The following is a 15,625-nucleotide window of genomic DNA, read 5'->3' as shown; positions in this document are numbered from 1 at the left end:
TTTATCCATCAAAGGGATTGACAAGATACATTATGTATCATAAATTTATAATAAAAATACGATATGTATCTATTAAAGTGTCTTGAGCAGAGGTAGAGGAGGAGTTTGCTTGATTGAAAAGCAAGGCGGAGGGCTGGTATTCCTGTTAAGTGTCCCTCGGAGTGGAAGCTCGTTGCTTACCGCCATTTTGCAAAACCATTCCCGCCTGTTTGCCACACAGGAAATGTGGTTTCTGCTCAGTTTATATGATCTTCCTCAGTCACATGCACGGCCATATGGAGGAACAGGGATACTTCGGCAATTTTTTAAAGGTATGGTTTCCTCCGATGTACTGGAGCAGGCCTCCCGTTCGTATGCACTTGAAATATATAATGGTCTGCTTCAAGGAACTACAGCAGATATGCTTATCGACAAATCCCCGCGTTACTATACGGTGCTGGAATTTATAGACCGTTTATTCCCTGATGCCCGCAGGCTGTGGCTTATCCGGAATCCTTTGGCCATTGTGGCCTCATTCAAAAAGGTCAATCAGCTACGGAATGGACGTTTTCAACTGCTGGAGGAACTGGGGAGTCCGCATTTTAATATGAAAATGACGGATATTACGGTTGGTTTGTTCCGTTACGCTCATTATTTTGCTACACCTCATCCACTTGCATACCCGCTTAGGTATGAACAACTCGTATCCAATCCAACGATGGAGATCGAGAAGCTGTGCGGTTTTCTGGGGATCAAGTATGAGCCGGGGATGGAAAAGTACGGAGACTTTGCGGATACGCCCAAATCCAGTCTTTTTTATAGCATGGGAGCGGGTGATCCATTCGTAGGAGAGCATGAGCAGGCGCATCAGGATTCGGTACATAGCTGGCAACATTTGTTGAGTAAAACGGAAATTGAGCTATATTGCAGAAGCATTGGGTCCCGCATGTTTAGGCAGCTTGGTTACGCGGAAGCGTTGGAGCAGGCTGAGCAGATGACTGGAGTCCGCTTTGAAGAGGAGCCGGATATAGAGCTGCTGAGTCAACGTACACAACAATTTCTCCAACAAAGCGGCTTTGAATGGAAGGCAGCTTATCGGATGCTGGAAGACCGGGATGCAGATAACAGAGAACTTGTGATAAATGCAACCCGTCATACTGTACCTCAAGATCTGGCAAGGATGCAGGTGGACCAGATCGTGAACGATCGGCGGATCCAATCACTGGAAAACAGGTTGGCACATAGCTATGAGGAGCGGAACCGTCTTATCGCTCAGCTCCAAAGCTATCAACGCCCAAATCAAAGTCTCCGATCTCGCAGCCTCTTTGCCCGTAAGCTCGGGCGCTTGGCGTCTGTAGCGTTATCAAGCATAGGAAAAGAAAAAGGGGGAAGAACGTGAGTGCGATTGCCGGAATCTATAGCTTTGGACATGAGTCCGTAAGCACCGAAGAAGGCGGGAAAATGATGCAAGCCCTGCGAAAATATCCCGCTGACCGCGTATGTGCTTGGTGCGAAGGCTCAATTTTTTTGGGTTGTCATGCCCAGCATGTGACCCCGGAATCTGTTCATGAGCGTCTTCCCTTCTATGATGAGCTAAGAGATTTGGCAATCACGGCGGATGCGATTATTGACAATCGTTCCGAGCTGTTTGAACGGCTGGGAGTTGAGCAGGAACGGCGGCAAGATATCACGGACAGCGAGCTGATTTTGCTGGCATATGACAAATGGGGAGTGGAAGCAGCCAGTTATCTGATAGGTGATTTTGCCTTTGTCATTTGGGATGCCAAGGAACATCGATTATATGGTGCTCGAGATATGACAGGAAATCGTACGCTGTACATCTACCAACATGACCGAGGATTCGCGTTTAGCACGGTAGTCGCTCCACTTTTGGCCCTGTCCTCTCTGCGAAAAGAACTGCATGAACCGTGGCTGGCCGAATTTTTGTCCATCCGTGCCATGCAGGAATCCGTCGATATCGGAACGACTGCATACAAGCATATCAACCAGCTTCCTCCTGCACATTGGTTCACTATGGAGGAGGGGAAGCGAACCCTTCATAAATATGCATGTCTGGATGAGGTAGAGCCACTGCGGCTCAAAACAGGGGGCGAGTACATAGAAGCTTTCCGCGAGGTGTTCACACAGGCGGTCACTGCCCGACTACGGACGCATCGTGCTGTAGGGGCTGCCTTGAGCGGAGGGCTGGATTCCGGGGCGGTTGCCAGCTTTGCCGCGCCATCGCTGCACCTGCAACAAAAGCCGCTGCATGCATACAGCTATGTGCCTGTTCAAGATTTTACAGACTGGACACCGCCTACATTGCTGGCGAACGAACGAAGCTATATTCAGTCTACGGCTCGCTATGTAGGCAACATTCACGAAAATTATATGGATTTTGAGGGGAAAAGTCCGTTTTCTGAAATTGATATTTGGCTGGAACTCATGGAAGCACCCTACAAATATTTTGAAAACTCCTTCTGGATCAGAGGTTTTTATGAAAAAGCACAGGAGCACAATGTCGGTGTACTATTAACCGGGGCACGAGGCAATTTTACCGTATCATGGGGCCCTGCACTAGACTATTATGCCCGGCAGTTTCGTCGTTTGCACTGGTTGCAATCCTTTCAGGGATTGTGGCGGTACAGCAAGCTTACGGGCAGGCGTATGTCTCATCTACTCCCTGTGATGTTGAAAAAGGCGACTTCGCTTGAATCTCGTTCATGGCTGCGGCGTAGCAATCGAAGTCCCGTTCCTTCACTGATTCACCCGGAGTTTGCCAAACGGATGCATGTAGAAGATATTCCTGTATTGAGCGGAACAGGCTGGATGAAAAACGCCGATCAGACGAGAAAAGAGAAATTTTCGAATTTGGCGATTGCTAACAAAAATGGTGTGGTCGCGACCAAACTTTCACTACGGTATGGCCTGTGGGAACGTGATCCGACCGGAGACAGCCGAGTGATTCGCTTTTGCTTATCGGTGCCTTTTGAACAGTATGTGCAAAACGGTCGGGACCGTGCCCTCATTCGTACGGCCATGCGTGATCATCTACCTGATGATGTTCGGTTGAACCAGCGGGTACGCGGTGTACAGCCTGCAGATTGGCTACATCGAATGCTTCCTTGCTGGGATACGTTTATGGGAGAGCTTCAACTGATGTGTCATGATTTACGAGCCGCCGAATATCTCAATATTGAGTTTATTAAGACGGCTATGGCGAAACTTCACCACCCCCGCCCTGAGCAGGCGTCTGATCCGAATATACGACTACTAATGCATAGCCTGATCGTGTACCGTTTTCTCTGTAGATTGAACTGATCGAACCTATCCGGTCAGACAGTTCGCCATTCGTTGGAGGGGAGGTGATGAGATGAGTAAAAAAGAATGGCAGGAACCGACGATAGAGGTGCTGGATATTAACCAGACTATGGCGGGTAAAGGCTGGAAACAGATTGACTGGGTGTCTGACCACGATGCCGATCTTCATAATCCAAGCTAACACATGGTTATACATGCAGCCGATGTTGGGCTGGAAGCAAAAAACTGGTCCGATAACGACTGAATGAACGAGAATAGCATAATCCATTGGACTCGTATTCAATACAAAGCCGTCTTTATTTCTTCGGGTTAGAGGTATTGCCCAAGAAATAAAGACGGGATTTTTAAGGACAGAGGAGTGAGTCCTATCGTGCATGACAGGAGTGCAAATGTCAGTTGGACGAAATATATAGCCTTTGGACTCAGAATTGCCAGTGAGCTGAATCTGCCTGAGCTGATCCTGGCAGCACCGGAAGCAGTAGAGGATGTAGTCATTCGGCAGGCTGATTTAACTGCATGGAGTGGTCAGCTGGAGCAGGCCAATTTTGTGATGCTAGATGAGCGATTTATGTTCCAAATACCAGGCACGGCCATTTATGCCGTCAGGGAAGGCAAGGAGATCGAAGTAAGCATATTCTCCGGGGCCGATCCTGACACCGTGCGGCTGTTTGTGCTGGGTACATGCATGGGTGTTCTGCTGATGCAAAGACGAATATTACCTATTCACGGAAGTGCGGTCGTCATCGGGGGGAGGGCCTACGCATTTGTGGGTGAATCGGGTACGGGCAAATCGACACTGGCTGCTGCTTTTAGGCAGGCAGGTTATCAGATGGTTAGTGATGACGTGATTGCTGTAAAAGCTACGGCTTCCTCAGCCATCGTGTATCCAGCTTATCCGCAGCAAAAGCTGGGGTTGGATAGCTTGCTCCAACTGGAGGCTTTACGGGAGAACAAGCATGCACGCAAAAGAAATAACATACGGTCCCTAACTGATGACAATTCTGTAATGCCACAATACAGTGATCTGCGTATGCTTGCAGGTGAACTGAATAAATATGCCGTACCCGCCGTAGATGAATTTTTTAACGATCCGCTGCCCTTAGGGGGCGTATTCGAGCTTGTGGCAGATTCTCCAATCCGTGCGTTGATGCGCGAAGGGGAGCTAGTGGCGGTTACGGAACAGCCCTTGAACGTTCTGGAGTGCTTGCATACATTACTACAACATACATATCGTAGGGTGATTATTCCGCGAATGGGTTTGAGTGAATGGTCGTTTGATACAGCGGCTAGGATGGCTCGTAAAGTAGAGGGCTGGCGGCTGCTGAGGGATAGTTCCGTCTTTACTGCGTCCGAGGTTGTACAACGGGTACTTGATATCATTCGTAAGGAGGAAAAGAGTTATGGCAGCCACTAATCCAGCTAAAGACCATTATCGCGTCATTTACGGTGAAGAGGTCTATGTCAGTGATATGGACGGAGAAAAAGTGATGATGAGCATTAACACTGGTAAATATTATAACTTGGGCTTCACAGGAGGACGAATCTGGGAACTGGCAGAATCCGGTCCTTCCCTTGGCGATATCGTAACTGTCCTGACGAATGAATATGAGGTGGACGAGGAACAGTGCAGACAACAGGTACATACCTTTGTGGCTGAGTTGGAGCGGGAAGGACTGTTGAAGCTTCTACGGGAGTCGGTATAACATGCGGATACAACGGCTTCTTCTCCTGTCTCCAGAGGTCAGGAAATTGTTGCCGGAAGCCTGGCTGGAGCTGGGATGGGCGAGGCTGCGCCAGCGTCGTTCTTTTGGGGATTACTCAAGGGTTTGGGGCATATGTATGGAAGAAACTCCATGGCAGTGTGATGTCAGGCAGGAGAAGTCCATTCAGCAGATTTCGCACGCTGTGGAGCTGGCAAGCCGTTATACTCCTTGGCGCAGTAGTTGTCTTGTACAAGCCGCTGCGGCGATGACGTTGCTGGGGCGCAGAAAACTGGACTGCACGCTGTATCTGGGCACAGCCAAAAATGCCGCTGGACGCTTGGCCGCACATGCATGGGTACGTAGCGGACCGATTTATGTTACGGGGAAACGGGAGATGGAAGCATTTACGGTGGTGGGGATATTCGGGAGACGTGCTGTGATGGCTACAAATACAAAAAATGAAAGATAAAGGCAGTTCTTTGCTTTAATGCGATGAGACAAGAAGGAGAAGAATGCATGCCCACCAAGTCTGTTTTGGAACTTGCGAATTGGAATGAGGATCAAGAATTAACGTTGTTACTCTCTCTATTGGGGAAAGACGTTTCTCATTGGCAGGATAAGACTGCTGCTACCCAACTGCGTGAGATGGATTGGGTCCGCTTTTTACGTCTGACCGAGCACCATCGAGTGGTACCTACGGTGTATCTCCAACTGAAAACATTGAATCATTCGTTCGTTCCCGCAGAATTGTTGCGAAACCTTCAGGCGCAGTATCATCGAAACACGCTTCGCATGCTCCATCTTCAAGCAGAAGCCGAGCGTCTGACCAGGCTCTTCATAGCTCATGGAATTCGTGTACTTATGTTGAAGGGTCCTGCTCTGGCGCAGCAATTGTACGGGGATGTTTCTCTGCGTACCTCCAAGGATATAGATTTACTCATTGCCCCTGACGATATGGATGAGGCTGAGCATTGGATGAAGGAAGCCGGATATGCGTCCAAGAGCGGAGAAGTGCGTGTCCTTGGAAGTTGGAAATGGAAGGACCATCATGCATCCTACCTCCATCCGCAAAAACGGGTAGAGATTGAGCTGCATTGGCGGCTTCACCCGGATGGGGGTGGGGAACCCTCTTTTGACGAGCTGTGGAACTGCCGGAAAATGGGCAAAGCTGCAGGAACCAGTCGGCAGGTACCGTTGGGACCTGCCGACAACAGGACTGTGATGACGTCCTGTATGTATACGCTTGGCAGCGAGCATCAATTTCTGTACTTGAGCGCGCATGGTGCGCGTCACGGCTGGTTCAGGCTGCGCTGGCTGGTTGACATCGACAGGCTTGCGGTATGTGCTGTCGATTGGGAGGCGCTACTGCCGATGATGCGCCGCTACGGTGGCCTGCCTGCTGGCGGGCAGGCTTGGGCACTCGCCGCTGCGCTGTTGGGTACGCCGATACCGGAGCCGATGCGTCCGGCATCGGCTACCCGGCAGGCGCACAGGCTCGCGCTGAGCGCGCTGGCCTTCATGCAGGCCAGCGTTCCCGCACCGTACCCGATTGCCCACGGGCCGAGTACAGGTAGGCTTGCTCCATCAGAGCTGCTGCATAGCAGAGCTTTGGCGGAGCAAGCGGAAGCCGCCCCTCCGGATGGCGGTGCTTCAGTATGCGGTACCTGTGGCGAAGCAGCCATGCTTGCCACCAGTGGCGTTACTAGCATCACGGAAGATGCCAGTAACGCCGATCATAGCCCGATGAGCACTGCTACCAGTTGTGCCCCCATTACTCCAGCTGTCGCCTCCAGCCAAGTCATGACCAGAAACACGGCGGCTGCCCATCAGCCGGTCAGCCGCACTTACTTGCTTTCCTTAAAAGAGCCAAGACACAGACTATGGTACCTCATCAGCCGTTTGTTTCCTTCTACGGGGGATTCGGCCGTTTTTCCACTGCCTCGCCAGCTGCATTTTTTGTATATCCCTTTACGTCCATTTCTTTGGCTGAAGCGGCGATTTTCAAAGCACTGACTCGATAGAGGATTTTGCAAAAATCCAATAAGCGACTTTCAATGAACAATATATAGATCGAAATGGTCTAGTTCGTCTATATATTGCACTTTGGAGCGACTGGAATCGAATTTTTCAAAATCCTGGATAAGGAGTGTGCATTATGGTTCACCTGCGATTATATATGACAAAGCTGTATAGCGTGAACGGCGGTGCGTTATTTCTCAATATTGGATGTATGATCATTGTCAGCCTGCTGGAGGGTTTTGGCATTTATATGCTTGTTCCTATGCTGGCGGCTATCGGCGTATTTGTTGGTCATTCAGGGATGCCATTTCTGTCTGGTGGATTGGAACATTTTTTGCCGTTCATTCCTAAAAGCTGGCTGTTGCCGGGGATGTTGATGGTTTTTATAGTGCTGCTTACAGGGCAGGCTTTGCTTCAGCGTTACCAATCCATCCTGAATTCGCGGATTCAGCAGCGTTTTATGCGCTCTTTGCGAATAGACGTGTACACTTCCTTTATGAAGGCGCAGTGGGCATTTTATTTGCGTCAGCGTAAATCTGATTTTAGCCATGTGATGACGACCGAGCTGGCGCGTGTCAGTCAGGGAACGAATTTGCTTCTTCAACTGACTACTGCTGTCATGTTTACGATGATCCAGATTGCGTTGGCTTTTTGGTTATCCCCCTCTTTAACCGGGCTGGTATTTCTGAGTGGATTGGGGCTGTTTGTCGTGTTCCGCCGCTCCATTCGAAATGCCAAACAATTAGGTGATCGTACCACTGAGCTGTCGCAGGTTTATTTTGCTGGGATTACGGATCACATGAACGGCATGAAAGATATTAAAAGCAATCTGTTGGAAGCGGCGAATATCCATTGGTTTCGCTCCCTGACACAACGCATGGAGGATAATACGACCCAATTTGTCCGGCAAAATGCGACCACACAGTTTTTTCATCGTACAGCGGCAGCTGTTTTTGTCGCTTGTGTCATATTTACATCGCTGCAGTGGCTGCATGTTACTCCTGAAAAACTGATTGTGCTGATTCTTATATTTTCCCGCTTATGGCCCCGATTTGCTCTTATTCAAGCGAGTCTGGAATACATCATGTCTATGATCTCCGCTTTTGAGAGTGTCACCAAGGTGCAACAGGAGTGCGAAGCTTTCACAGATCCGTCATTGATTGTATCTGCATCTGTACGGCAACCCCTGTCCCTTCGTCATGGGATCGAATGCAGCCATCTGGATTATCGCTACGATGGTGCAGCAGAGTCTGCGCTGCGTCAAATTAACTTGTTCATACCCGCTCGGGGAATGACAGCCATTGTAGGGAAATCGGGAGCAGGTAAAAGTACAATGGTCGATGTCCTGATGGGTTTTTTACGTCCAACTGGGGGGCAGATTACAATAGACGGGCTTGTTCTGGACGACGAATTGTTGCTCCAGTGGCGGCAGTCGTTTGGCTACGTGTCACAAGACCCATTTTTATTTCACGCGACTGTCCGCGAAAATTTGATGCTGGCAGATAAGGATGCTAGTGAGCAGCAGCTATGGGAGGCGTTACATTTTGCCGCCGCAGACAACTTTGTATCCAGATTGCCCGAAGGGCTGGACACAGTAATTGGAGATCGCGGGATTCGTCTGTCTGGAGGAGAACGTCAACGGCTAGTATTAGCACGGGCTGTCTTGCATCATCCTTCGGTACTTATACTAGATGAAGCGACAAGTGCGCTGGATGGTGAGCATGAAGCCGCAATTCAGGCAGCACTGGAACGGATGAAAGGTCAAATGACGTTGATCGTCATTGCTCACCGCCTGTCAACCATCAGACATGCGGATCAAATTGTCGTACTGGATCAAGGCGAGGTCATACAGCAGGGGAACTACCACCAACTGGAACAAGAGGAGCGGGGGGCGTTCAGTCAGCTACTATCGTATCAAAGCAGTGTCACCGCCACCCCTTAACCAGACTTTTCTGTAACTCAGCTTAAGTTTCTTTACGTTTGGCAGTGCTTCTTTTCTTTTTGACTGGAGTCGGAGAGATGTTCTCGCCTGCAACAGCCTGCTGTGCTGTTGGGGCCGCTGGTTTACGCGCAGGGCGTTTTTTCGCAGCAGGGCCGGGATCGGTAACGACAGGTTGCACTGCCTCGATGCTGGCCTGAAGGGCGGCCATTAAATCTACTACATTGGTCTGAGGCTGTGTTGGGGCGATTCGCACCTCTTCACCAGCCACTTTATGTTGAATGAGATCCAGCAGACGCTCGCGGTACTGATCCGTATACTTTGCTGCATCAAAAGGTGTAGATAGCTGCTCGATTAGCATTTTTGCCATGGTCAGCTCCTTCTCTTTAACCTCCTCCTGCCCCGGTAAGTTAGGCACTTGAGCAATGGGGCGAATTTCATCGGGGTAAAACATCGTCTCCACCGCCAAACATTCATCCAACACCCGAATAGCCGCCAGGCTGCTTTTAGAGCGGATGGAGATTTGGGCAATCCCGATTTTCCCGGTATCCTTCATCGCATTCATGAGCAGCTTATACGCATTGGAGCCAGCCTGATCTGGGGACAGATAATACGTTTTCTGAAAGTAAATCGGATCAATTTCCTGTAAATCCACAAAATCTAAAATAACAATATTTTTATCCGCTTGTCCGCTAACTTGCTCCAGTTCCTCCTTGTCGAACATGACAAATTTTCCTTTTTCATACTCGTATCCTTTTCCAATTTCCTCCCATTCGACCTCCTTGTCACAAACGGGACACTTTCGTACATAGCTAAGTGGGCTTCCGCACTCCTTGTGAATATAACGCATGGAAATGTCCTTATCCTCAGTCGCAGAAAACATTTTAACGGGCACATGAACCAGCCCAAAACTGATCGCGCCTTTCCAGACCGTATGCATACCGCAGTCCTCCTTTTCTTAAATCCGCATTTTGTATCCTTCGTTTCCAACGCTCGGCTGTGAGCATATCCATTTTTCACTTAGATTTTTCACTTAGTATGCTTCGGAGAAAGGAATGTATGAGGTGTAAAGAAAAGAGCAAGCCAACTAATCTGCATTCTGAGGTATGACTACATCGCATAATACAATGATATGAAGTTGTTAAGTTACATTAGTTATATTAAGATAAGGGATAACCAACGATTTTGACATTTTATAAGAAAGGAGTGTTCATGTCATGAAGAAAAGATCATTAAACTTTATATCTTTTGGATATGGATACTCTACTGCTGTTTTTTTCTAAAATCATTTTTATTGGTGGAGTCTGCCTAAAAGTGGTTAGAAGAAACGGTAGAAAAATTTAAAAATGACGAGGTCGATTAAATGAAAAATGAAAAAATAACTAGAAAAAACCCGGCAGCTATGCCGAAACCAGTAGGGAATTACACACATATAACTAAAGTTCCAAGAAATTCAGAGCTATTCGTGACTTCGGGTCAAGTTGGAGTAGATCAGAATGGCCAATTTCCAGAAAGCTTTAACCTACAAATCAGCAATACTTTTAATAACATTAAATCAGTTTTGGACGCCGAACAATTAACCGCTGACAATATTATAAAAGTAAATGTATGGGCAACTGAGCAGATAGATTGGGATTACATGTATTCCCAATGGGAAAAGTTATTCGGGAATGATTATCCTGCAATGACTATCGGCTACCTTACTGCTCTAGGATTGCCTGAAATAAAAATTGAAATTGAAATTTGGGCAGCTAAAGCATAAAAATAATACGCACCTCATTTATGGGATGGAATCATAGATAGCCCCGGTCTTCGTGAGAAGCTAGGGCTGTTTTATGTTTAAATTCACGAAAAATGTACATCCGTCGTCGCAAGCAAACGCACTAAAAGATTACCGAGCATCGCATAGTGACGAGCTATCCGCATCTGCATCCTTCGATTCCAACGCCTTGGCTGTGAGCAAATCATTTTTATGTTTCGTACAAAGGATTTGTATGAGTTGTGAATGAAGATTGCGAATTGCTTCCGCGTGCGCATGGTTACAGCAATTTTGGTACATAGTAAGGCATATCCGATTCAAAAGGGGGTACACAATTTATGTCCGGAAAATCCTATCCTCAGCAAATCAGGCATCGTGTGGGTCAAAGCCAAATCGCCTTTCGGGGCCCGGCTGGAGGCGAACAGGATGCATTGCCGCCCGAGTTTGCTCTTTCACATGGAATTCGTCCGCCTTTTCCCGTAGCTGTGGCTCATGTGGATTTGGAGGCTGTAGTCTCAACTTCGCCTTCTCATAGCATCCCTTCATTAGACGTTGAACGGATTATAGATGAAGACTAGGTGAACTATATTTCTGAATGAATGCACACAACAACAAACAGGAGGGGAAGAATAACATGAACGTGGAACGAGCAAAAGCTATTTATGATTCATCCGAAAATATTGCCGTACAATTGGATGGTAAACCGATCTGGATTGAGCATGTAGACCAAGCAAACGGTATGGCAACGGTACAGATAGGTAGCAGACCCGGCAATACCCAAACCGTCCGTGTGGATCGTCTGGAAGAACAATAGAAGAGGGGCACCAAACCAGATTTTTCCCATAGTATGGGGTATAGCTTTAGAAAGATCTTGGACAGCTGTAGGCTTTCATCGTAGAATGCTGCTTTAATGGTCCCGCTCCAACCCTAAAAGGCTCGCAATTGCTCAATGAGCAATTAGCGAACCTTATTTGTAATAATAAATGCAGTCGAGGGAACAAGTTAAACGCCAGACAAGTTAATTTGAAGGTGGAGTTGGTTCCTTTACATGACTTTATACTGCAATGGCCTTTAAATGTGGTGAAATCATCAGTTTAGCCTCAGTTGCCAATTGAACGTCTTCCACCGATAAACCCGGCGCAATTTCCTTCAGCATCAGTCCACTACCTGGAATAACATCGATGACAGCCTTTTCGGTTACGATGGTCTTTACAACATTTACAGCGGTGAGGGGCAGTTTACATTGTTCCAGTATTTTCGGCGCTCCATTTTTGTTCACATGCTCCATGGCTACAATCACTCTCTTGGCTCCGACCACCAAATCCATGGCTCCCCCCATGCCCGGAACCTTTTTCCCTGGGATCATCCAGCTTGCAAGGTTGCCTTTCTCATCGACCTCCAGGGCGCCCAACACGGTGATATCCACATGCCCTCCACGGATGATAGAAAATGAAAGCGAACTGTCGAAAAAGCAAGCTCCTTCCATAGTTGTAACATAGTTTCCGCCTGAATCGATACAATCGAGTCTTTCTTTCCCCTGAGTCGCTTTTGGGCCTACACCGAGGATTCCGTTCTCAGCCTGCAGCATAATATGAATGTTTTCGGGGATATAGTCTACCACCATTGTAGGCATTCCAACACCAAGGTTGACAACTTCGCCATTTTTAAATTCCTGGGCTATTCTTCGAGCAATGAATTCTCTGTTATTCATGCGTTTTCACCCACCTTTACAATTGCGTCGACAAATATTCCGGGAACGTTGACATGATTGGGGTCAATTTCTCCCGTCTTTACGTATTCGTCTGTCTGAGCAACTACATACTCTGCCGCTGTAGCCATTACCAAATTGAAGTTACGTGAAGAGCCGTTGATGACAAGATTTCCCGCTTCATCAGCCTTATGAGCTCTGATTAGCGCCACATCTGCTTTGAGCGGCAGTTCGAGCAAATATTCTCTCCCGTCAATTTGGATTTTCTTTTTTCCTTCCTCTACAATGGTGCCTACACCTACAGGCGTTAAAACACCGCCCAAGCCTGCTCCTCCTGCACGTATTTTTTCAGCGAGCGTACCTTGCGGGAAGAGTTGAACCTCCGCTTCTTTCGTCATCAGGAGCCTTCCCGTTTCCGGATTAGAGCCAATATAGGATGCAAAAATCCGCTTTACTCTGCCGCTTTTTACAAGCTTATAAATAGATAATTCCGGTGTGCCTGTATCATTGGATATAATCGTAAGATTGCTGGCGGGATTGGTGTCGACAAGCGCGCGTACAAGTTCCTCCGGAAAGCCTCCTGCCAGAAAACCTCCGACCATAACGGTGTCTCCGTCTTTGATCTGCTTAACTGCTTCTTCAGCGGAGATTACTTTGTTATTCATGGTTCCTTCTCCTTATATATATATTTTTAGGAAAGCAACTTTATTGGAGATAATCATAGAGGACTCTTCCATATGGAAGCGTTAAATCGGCAATAAAATGTTTTCCGCCAATATAAGCTTTTACCGGCAAATCTGCCACAGGAGCGTTGACATGGGGAATCAGGTTTAACCTCGCAGGCCCTGACCAGGCGCCTTTTACCGTAATGTTTTCGAGATTATACGCTACCAACTGAGCAATTTTAGGGGTACCGTCAACATCAGGAATTAATTTTAAATTAACTTGCGTTTTTGCGATGGCTTTAGCCGTTTCCTTTTCATCAAGAATGTTATATTTGAAAGGCATGGTTCCCGTGGCCACCAGGACGTTGTTGTAATGCAATGTACCCGTCAGCGTCTCCGTCTCCTCAACGATCAAGCGGGGCTTCGCCCATTTTTTCGGAAATCCCCAGATTTCACGTCCTCCCAGAATAGCAGGCGCGTTATCCAAATACATTTGGGCAACAAAATTACAGGGTTCTCCATGAAAAGTACACGGAATGACAATACCGCTTTCCTCATAGCTTCCTAACCCGGATGAATCGGGCATCTTGATCCATTCATAGGAAACGGTATTGCTTCCATCCGGCTGAAGAGGTTCCGGGACCGCCTGTCTAATCGCAGCGGGATCGGATTCATAGGTAATGATGAAAAATTCCCGGTTGATGAAGCGACATGGCGGGCGCCCATAACTGCCGCTGGCCGCAGGCATGGATTGGAGTGAAAGTACATCTTTTTGATTCATAGCGATCTCCCTTCCTTTTAAGAGATAGTTCTAAAAGTCATCCTGAACTCGCACTTTAAATGAGTGCATTTTCAACTAGCATCGCTATTCCCATTCCCGTTCCGATGCATAACGAGGCGATGCCGTAACGTGAAGATCTCCGCACCATTTCATGAACCAGCGTAACCAATACCCTAGCACCGCTTGCACCGACAGGATGCCCGATCGCGATCGCGCCGCCATTGACATTCACCTTCTCAGGATTGATTCCAAGCTCTTTCAATACCGCTAGTGCTTGTGCGGCGAACGCTTCATTAATTTCAAAAAGATCGATGTCATCAATAGACATTCCCTGTTGCTTCAGAAGTGACGAAATGGCCTTCACCGGTCCCATTCCCATATATGCAGGGTCAACGCCAACAAGTGAATAACCCTTGATATATGCCAACGGCTTTAACGCATGTTCCTTACATTTGTCTTCCGACACTACAAGCATAGCCGCCGCGCCATCATTGATTCCTGAAGCATTTCCGGCGGTAACTGTTCCGTTCTCCTTAAACGCAGGTTTTAATTGAGAAAGTTTTTCTTTCGTTGTATTTCCTCTTATGTGTTCGTCCTCCGTGAAAGAAATAGTTTCTTTTTTGTTTTTGATCATGACTGGAACAATCTGCTCTTCAAAAAGCTTCTTGTTTTTAGCTTCTACGGCCTTTATCTGGCTTTGATAGGAAAATTCATCCTGCTCAAGTCTTGAAATTCCATATTTCTCTGCAACATTTTCTGCGGTAATTCCCATATGGTAATGGTTGATCGGGCACGTAAGACCGTCGGCCACCAGGGAGTCTACCAACTCACCGTTGCCAAGTTTGTAGCCGTTTCTTGCATTCCTTAGCAGGTAAGGGGCATTCGACATGCTCTCCATGCCTCCGGCCAAGACGATGTTGCCTTGTTCCGCCAATATTGAATTGTAGGCTAAAGCAACGGCATGGAGTCCTGAACCGCAAACCGTGTTTATCGTTGTTTCGGGTACATCAATAGGGATACCGGCTTTTAGTGCCGCCTGTCTGGCAGGATTTTGGCCATTGCCCGCCTGAAGAACATTTCCTAAATAAATTTGATCAATCAAAGAAGGCTCTAATTTACTTTGCTGAAGGCATGCTGTCATCACAGTTGCTCCCAGTTCAGGAGCGCTTAGAGGCGCAAGGGTTTTGTTAAAAGAGCCGACCGCTGTTCTCAACGGGCTTACTAAAGCTACTTTTTTCATTAAAAACTCACATTCCTTTCGTTGTGTTCAAGACACAATACATCCATGATTGCACTTCAATTCGTAATTTCCGTTCTTAACCTACGAGATGTAGCGACTGCAAGATACATTTGCTTGCGGGCATATCATGGTGCCTAAGACAGTGAGTGTGAGGGTTCGATCGCCTTCTCTCGTTGGAAATTAAAACCAGTTTCATCATAGTTCTAATGCAGATTTTGCTCAATGTTCAAAAATATACACATATCTATGTACAGATGTTTATAGAGCCATATAGGCCACAATAATTAGGCCATTCTAACGTTTTCTGTTAATTTCTTAATTTTTCTGAAAATCATGATCATAAATTGAATTTTCTGTTAAAAATGAAAGTTACAATCCATACGTGAAAAAGTTTTCCTCGCAAATATCATCTAACTCATCGCTGGGAAATAAAAAAAAGCCTCCAGAATGTTCTGAAGACGGATTTGCCTTTCAATATTCATAATCTTCGTTATATTGTGCCAGCTTGCTT

The 15,625-nt window shown here is 47.2% G+C and carries 16 protein-coding genes; 11 read left to right on the top strand and 5 right to left on the bottom strand.

Annotated features, from left to right (window positions below; all coding sequences use genetic code 11):
* Positions 1-109: 109 nt before the first annotated feature.
* From NSS66_RS05130 to NSS66_RS05095, 8 genes are all read left to right on the top strand, one after another.
* On the top strand, positions 110-1,378 hold the full coding sequence (locus tag NSS66_RS05130) for a sulfotransferase family protein (protein ID WP_103744444.1): 1,269 nt from the start codon (positions 110-112) through the stop codon (positions 1,376-1,378).
* A complete protein-coding gene (locus NSS66_RS05125; protein WP_076157926.1) occupies positions 1,375-3,300 on the top strand; it encodes an asparagine synthase-related protein in 1,926 nt (641 codons plus the stop codon). The genes NSS66_RS05130 and NSS66_RS05125 overlap by 4 nt, the downstream gene beginning before the upstream one ends.
* A gap of 52 nt (positions 3,301-3,352) precedes the next feature.
* Complete coding sequence (locus NSS66_RS05120; protein ID WP_023987454.1) at positions 3,353-3,481, top strand: paeninodin family lasso peptide; 129 nt, start codon at positions 3,353-3,355, stop codon at positions 3,479-3,481.
* A 189-nt stretch (positions 3,482-3,670) separates the two neighbouring features.
* Positions 3,671-4,714: a dephospho-CoA kinase gene (locus NSS66_RS05115; protein ID WP_053324867.1), complete on the top strand. Its 1,044-nt coding sequence runs from the start codon at positions 3,671-3,673 to the stop codon at positions 4,712-4,714.
* Positions 4,701-5,003 carry a lasso peptide biosynthesis PqqD family chaperone gene (locus NSS66_RS05110; RefSeq protein ID WP_025720436.1) on the top strand — a complete coding sequence of 101 codons (303 nt, stop codon included), beginning with the start codon at positions 4,701-4,703 and terminating at the stop codon, positions 5,001-5,003. The genes NSS66_RS05115 and NSS66_RS05110 overlap by 14 nt, the downstream gene beginning before the upstream one ends.
* Position 5,004: 1 nt before the next feature.
* The gene (locus NSS66_RS05105; RefSeq protein ID WP_209941286.1) at positions 5,005-5,472 is read left to right on the top strand and encodes a lasso peptide biosynthesis B2 protein; all 468 of its coding nucleotides are present in this window, start codon (positions 5,005-5,007) and stop codon (positions 5,470-5,472) included.
* Positions 5,473-5,519: 47 nt separating this feature from the next.
* Positions 5,520-7,016 (top strand): nucleotidyltransferase domain-containing protein, encoded by a 1,497-nt coding sequence (locus NSS66_RS05100; protein WP_340958530.1) that lies wholly within the window; start codon positions 5,520-5,522, stop codon positions 7,014-7,016.
* A gap of 142 nt (positions 7,017-7,158) precedes the next feature.
* The gene (locus NSS66_RS05095; protein WP_071559030.1) at positions 7,159-8,964 is read left to right on the top strand and encodes an ABC transporter ATP-binding protein; all 1,806 of its coding nucleotides are present in this window, start codon (positions 7,159-7,161) and stop codon (positions 8,962-8,964) included.
* A gap of 22 nt (positions 8,965-8,986) precedes the next feature.
* On the opposite strand, the gene ku is transcribed toward NSS66_RS05095, so the two are convergent.
* Complete coding sequence (gene ku / locus NSS66_RS05090; protein WP_013309197.1) at positions 8,987-9,901, bottom strand: non-homologous end joining protein Ku; 915 nt, start codon at positions 9,899-9,901, stop codon at positions 8,987-8,989.
* A gap of 423 nt (positions 9,902-10,324) precedes the next feature.
* On the opposite strand from ku, the gene NSS66_RS05085 reads away from it, so the two are divergent.
* The 3 genes from NSS66_RS05085 (at position 10,325) to NSS66_RS05075 (ending at position 11,534) form a co-directional block, all read left to right on the top strand.
* Complete coding sequence (locus NSS66_RS05085) at positions 10,325-10,723, top strand: RidA family protein (RefSeq protein ID WP_028543086.1); 399 nt, start codon at positions 10,325-10,327, stop codon at positions 10,721-10,723.
* A 335-nt stretch (positions 10,724-11,058) separates the two neighbouring features.
* Positions 11,059-11,298 (top strand): hypothetical protein, encoded by a 240-nt coding sequence (locus tag NSS66_RS05080; RefSeq protein WP_023987461.1) that lies wholly within the window; start codon positions 11,059-11,061, stop codon positions 11,296-11,298.
* 56 nt (positions 11,299-11,354) lie between these two features.
* Positions 11,355-11,534, top strand: a complete 180-nt coding sequence (locus tag NSS66_RS05075; RefSeq protein WP_023987462.1) for an H-type small acid-soluble spore protein — start codon at positions 11,355-11,357, stop codon at positions 11,532-11,534.
* Between the two features lie 240 nt (positions 11,535-11,774).
* Here the strand turns inward: NSS66_RS05075 and NSS66_RS05070 are convergent, their stop codons facing one another.
* Genes NSS66_RS05070 through NSS66_RS05055 form a run of 4 tightly spaced genes read right to left on the bottom strand, consistent with a single transcriptional unit; the run spans position 11,775 to position 15,114 of the window.
* Positions 11,775-12,431 carry a 3-oxoacid CoA-transferase subunit B gene (locus NSS66_RS05070; RefSeq protein WP_023987463.1) on the bottom strand — a complete coding sequence of 219 codons (657 nt, stop codon included), beginning with the start codon at positions 12,429-12,431 and terminating at the stop codon, positions 11,775-11,777.
* Positions 12,428-13,093 (bottom strand): CoA transferase subunit A, encoded by a 666-nt coding sequence (locus tag NSS66_RS05065; RefSeq protein ID WP_023987464.1) that lies wholly within the window; start codon positions 13,091-13,093, stop codon positions 12,428-12,430. Before NSS66_RS05065 ends, NSS66_RS05070 begins: the two co-directional genes overlap by 4 nt.
* A gap of 40 nt (positions 13,094-13,133) precedes the next feature.
* Positions 13,134-13,874 (bottom strand): acetoacetate decarboxylase, encoded by a 741-nt coding sequence (locus NSS66_RS05060; protein ID WP_264454055.1) that lies wholly within the window; start codon positions 13,872-13,874, stop codon positions 13,134-13,136.
* Between the two features lie 55 nt (positions 13,875-13,929).
* On the bottom strand, positions 13,930-15,114 hold the full coding sequence (locus NSS66_RS05055) for an acetyl-CoA C-acetyltransferase (protein ID WP_028543085.1): 1,185 nt from the start codon (positions 15,112-15,114) through the stop codon (positions 13,930-13,932).
* Between the last annotated feature and the right edge of the window lie 511 nt (positions 15,115-15,625).

Origin of the sequence: Paenibacillus sp. FSL R10-2748, assembly GCF_038005565.1 — a bacterium.
Taxonomy (GTDB): domain Bacteria; phylum Bacillota; class Bacilli; order Paenibacillales; family Paenibacillaceae; genus Paenibacillus; species Paenibacillus polymyxa_B.
The sequence above is the reverse complement of the archived record's forward strand: the minus strand, read 5'-3'. Positions and strand labels throughout refer to the sequence as shown.

Coding starts and splice junctions, on each gene's coding strand:
- NSS66_RS05120 (WP_023987454.1), top strand. CDS start 3,353: ATGAGTAAAAAAGAATGGCAGGAACCGACGATAGAGGTGCTGGATATT.
- NSS66_RS05110 (WP_025720436.1), top strand. CDS start 4,701: ATGGCAGCCACTAATCCAGCTAAAGACCATTATCGCGTCATTTACGGT.
- NSS66_RS05105 (WP_209941286.1), top strand. CDS start 5,005: ATGCGGATACAACGGCTTCTTCTCCTGTCTCCAGAGGTCAGGAAATTG.
- NSS66_RS05100 (WP_340958530.1), top strand. CDS start 5,520: ATGCCCACCAAGTCTGTTTTGGAACTTGCGAATTGGAATGAGGATCAA.
- NSS66_RS05095 (WP_071559030.1), top strand. CDS start 7,159: ATGGTTCACCTGCGATTATATATGACAAAGCTGTATAGCGTGAACGGC.
- ku (WP_013309197.1), bottom strand. CDS start 9,901: ATGCATACGGTCTGGAAAGGCGCGATCAGTTTTGGGCTGGTTCATGTG.
- NSS66_RS05085 (WP_028543086.1), top strand. CDS start 10,325: ATGAAAAATGAAAAAATAACTAGAAAAAACCCGGCAGCTATGCCGAAA.
- NSS66_RS05080 (WP_023987461.1), top strand. CDS start 11,059: ATGTCCGGAAAATCCTATCCTCAGCAAATCAGGCATCGTGTGGGTCAA.
- NSS66_RS05075 (WP_023987462.1), top strand. CDS start 11,355: ATGAACGTGGAACGAGCAAAAGCTATTTATGATTCATCCGAAAATATT.
- NSS66_RS05070 (WP_023987463.1), bottom strand. CDS start 12,431: ATGAATAACAGAGAATTCATTGCTCGAAGAATAGCCCAGGAATTTAAA.
- NSS66_RS05065 (WP_023987464.1), bottom strand. CDS start 13,093: ATGAATAACAAAGTAATCTCCGCTGAAGAAGCAGTTAAGCAGATCAAA.
- NSS66_RS05060 (WP_264454055.1), bottom strand. CDS start 13,874: ATGAATCAAAAAGATGTACTTTCACTCCAATCCATGCCTGCGGCCAGC.
- NSS66_RS05055 (WP_028543085.1), bottom strand. CDS start 15,114: ATGAAAAAAGTAGCTTTAGTAAGCCCGTTGAGAACAGCGGTCGGCTCT.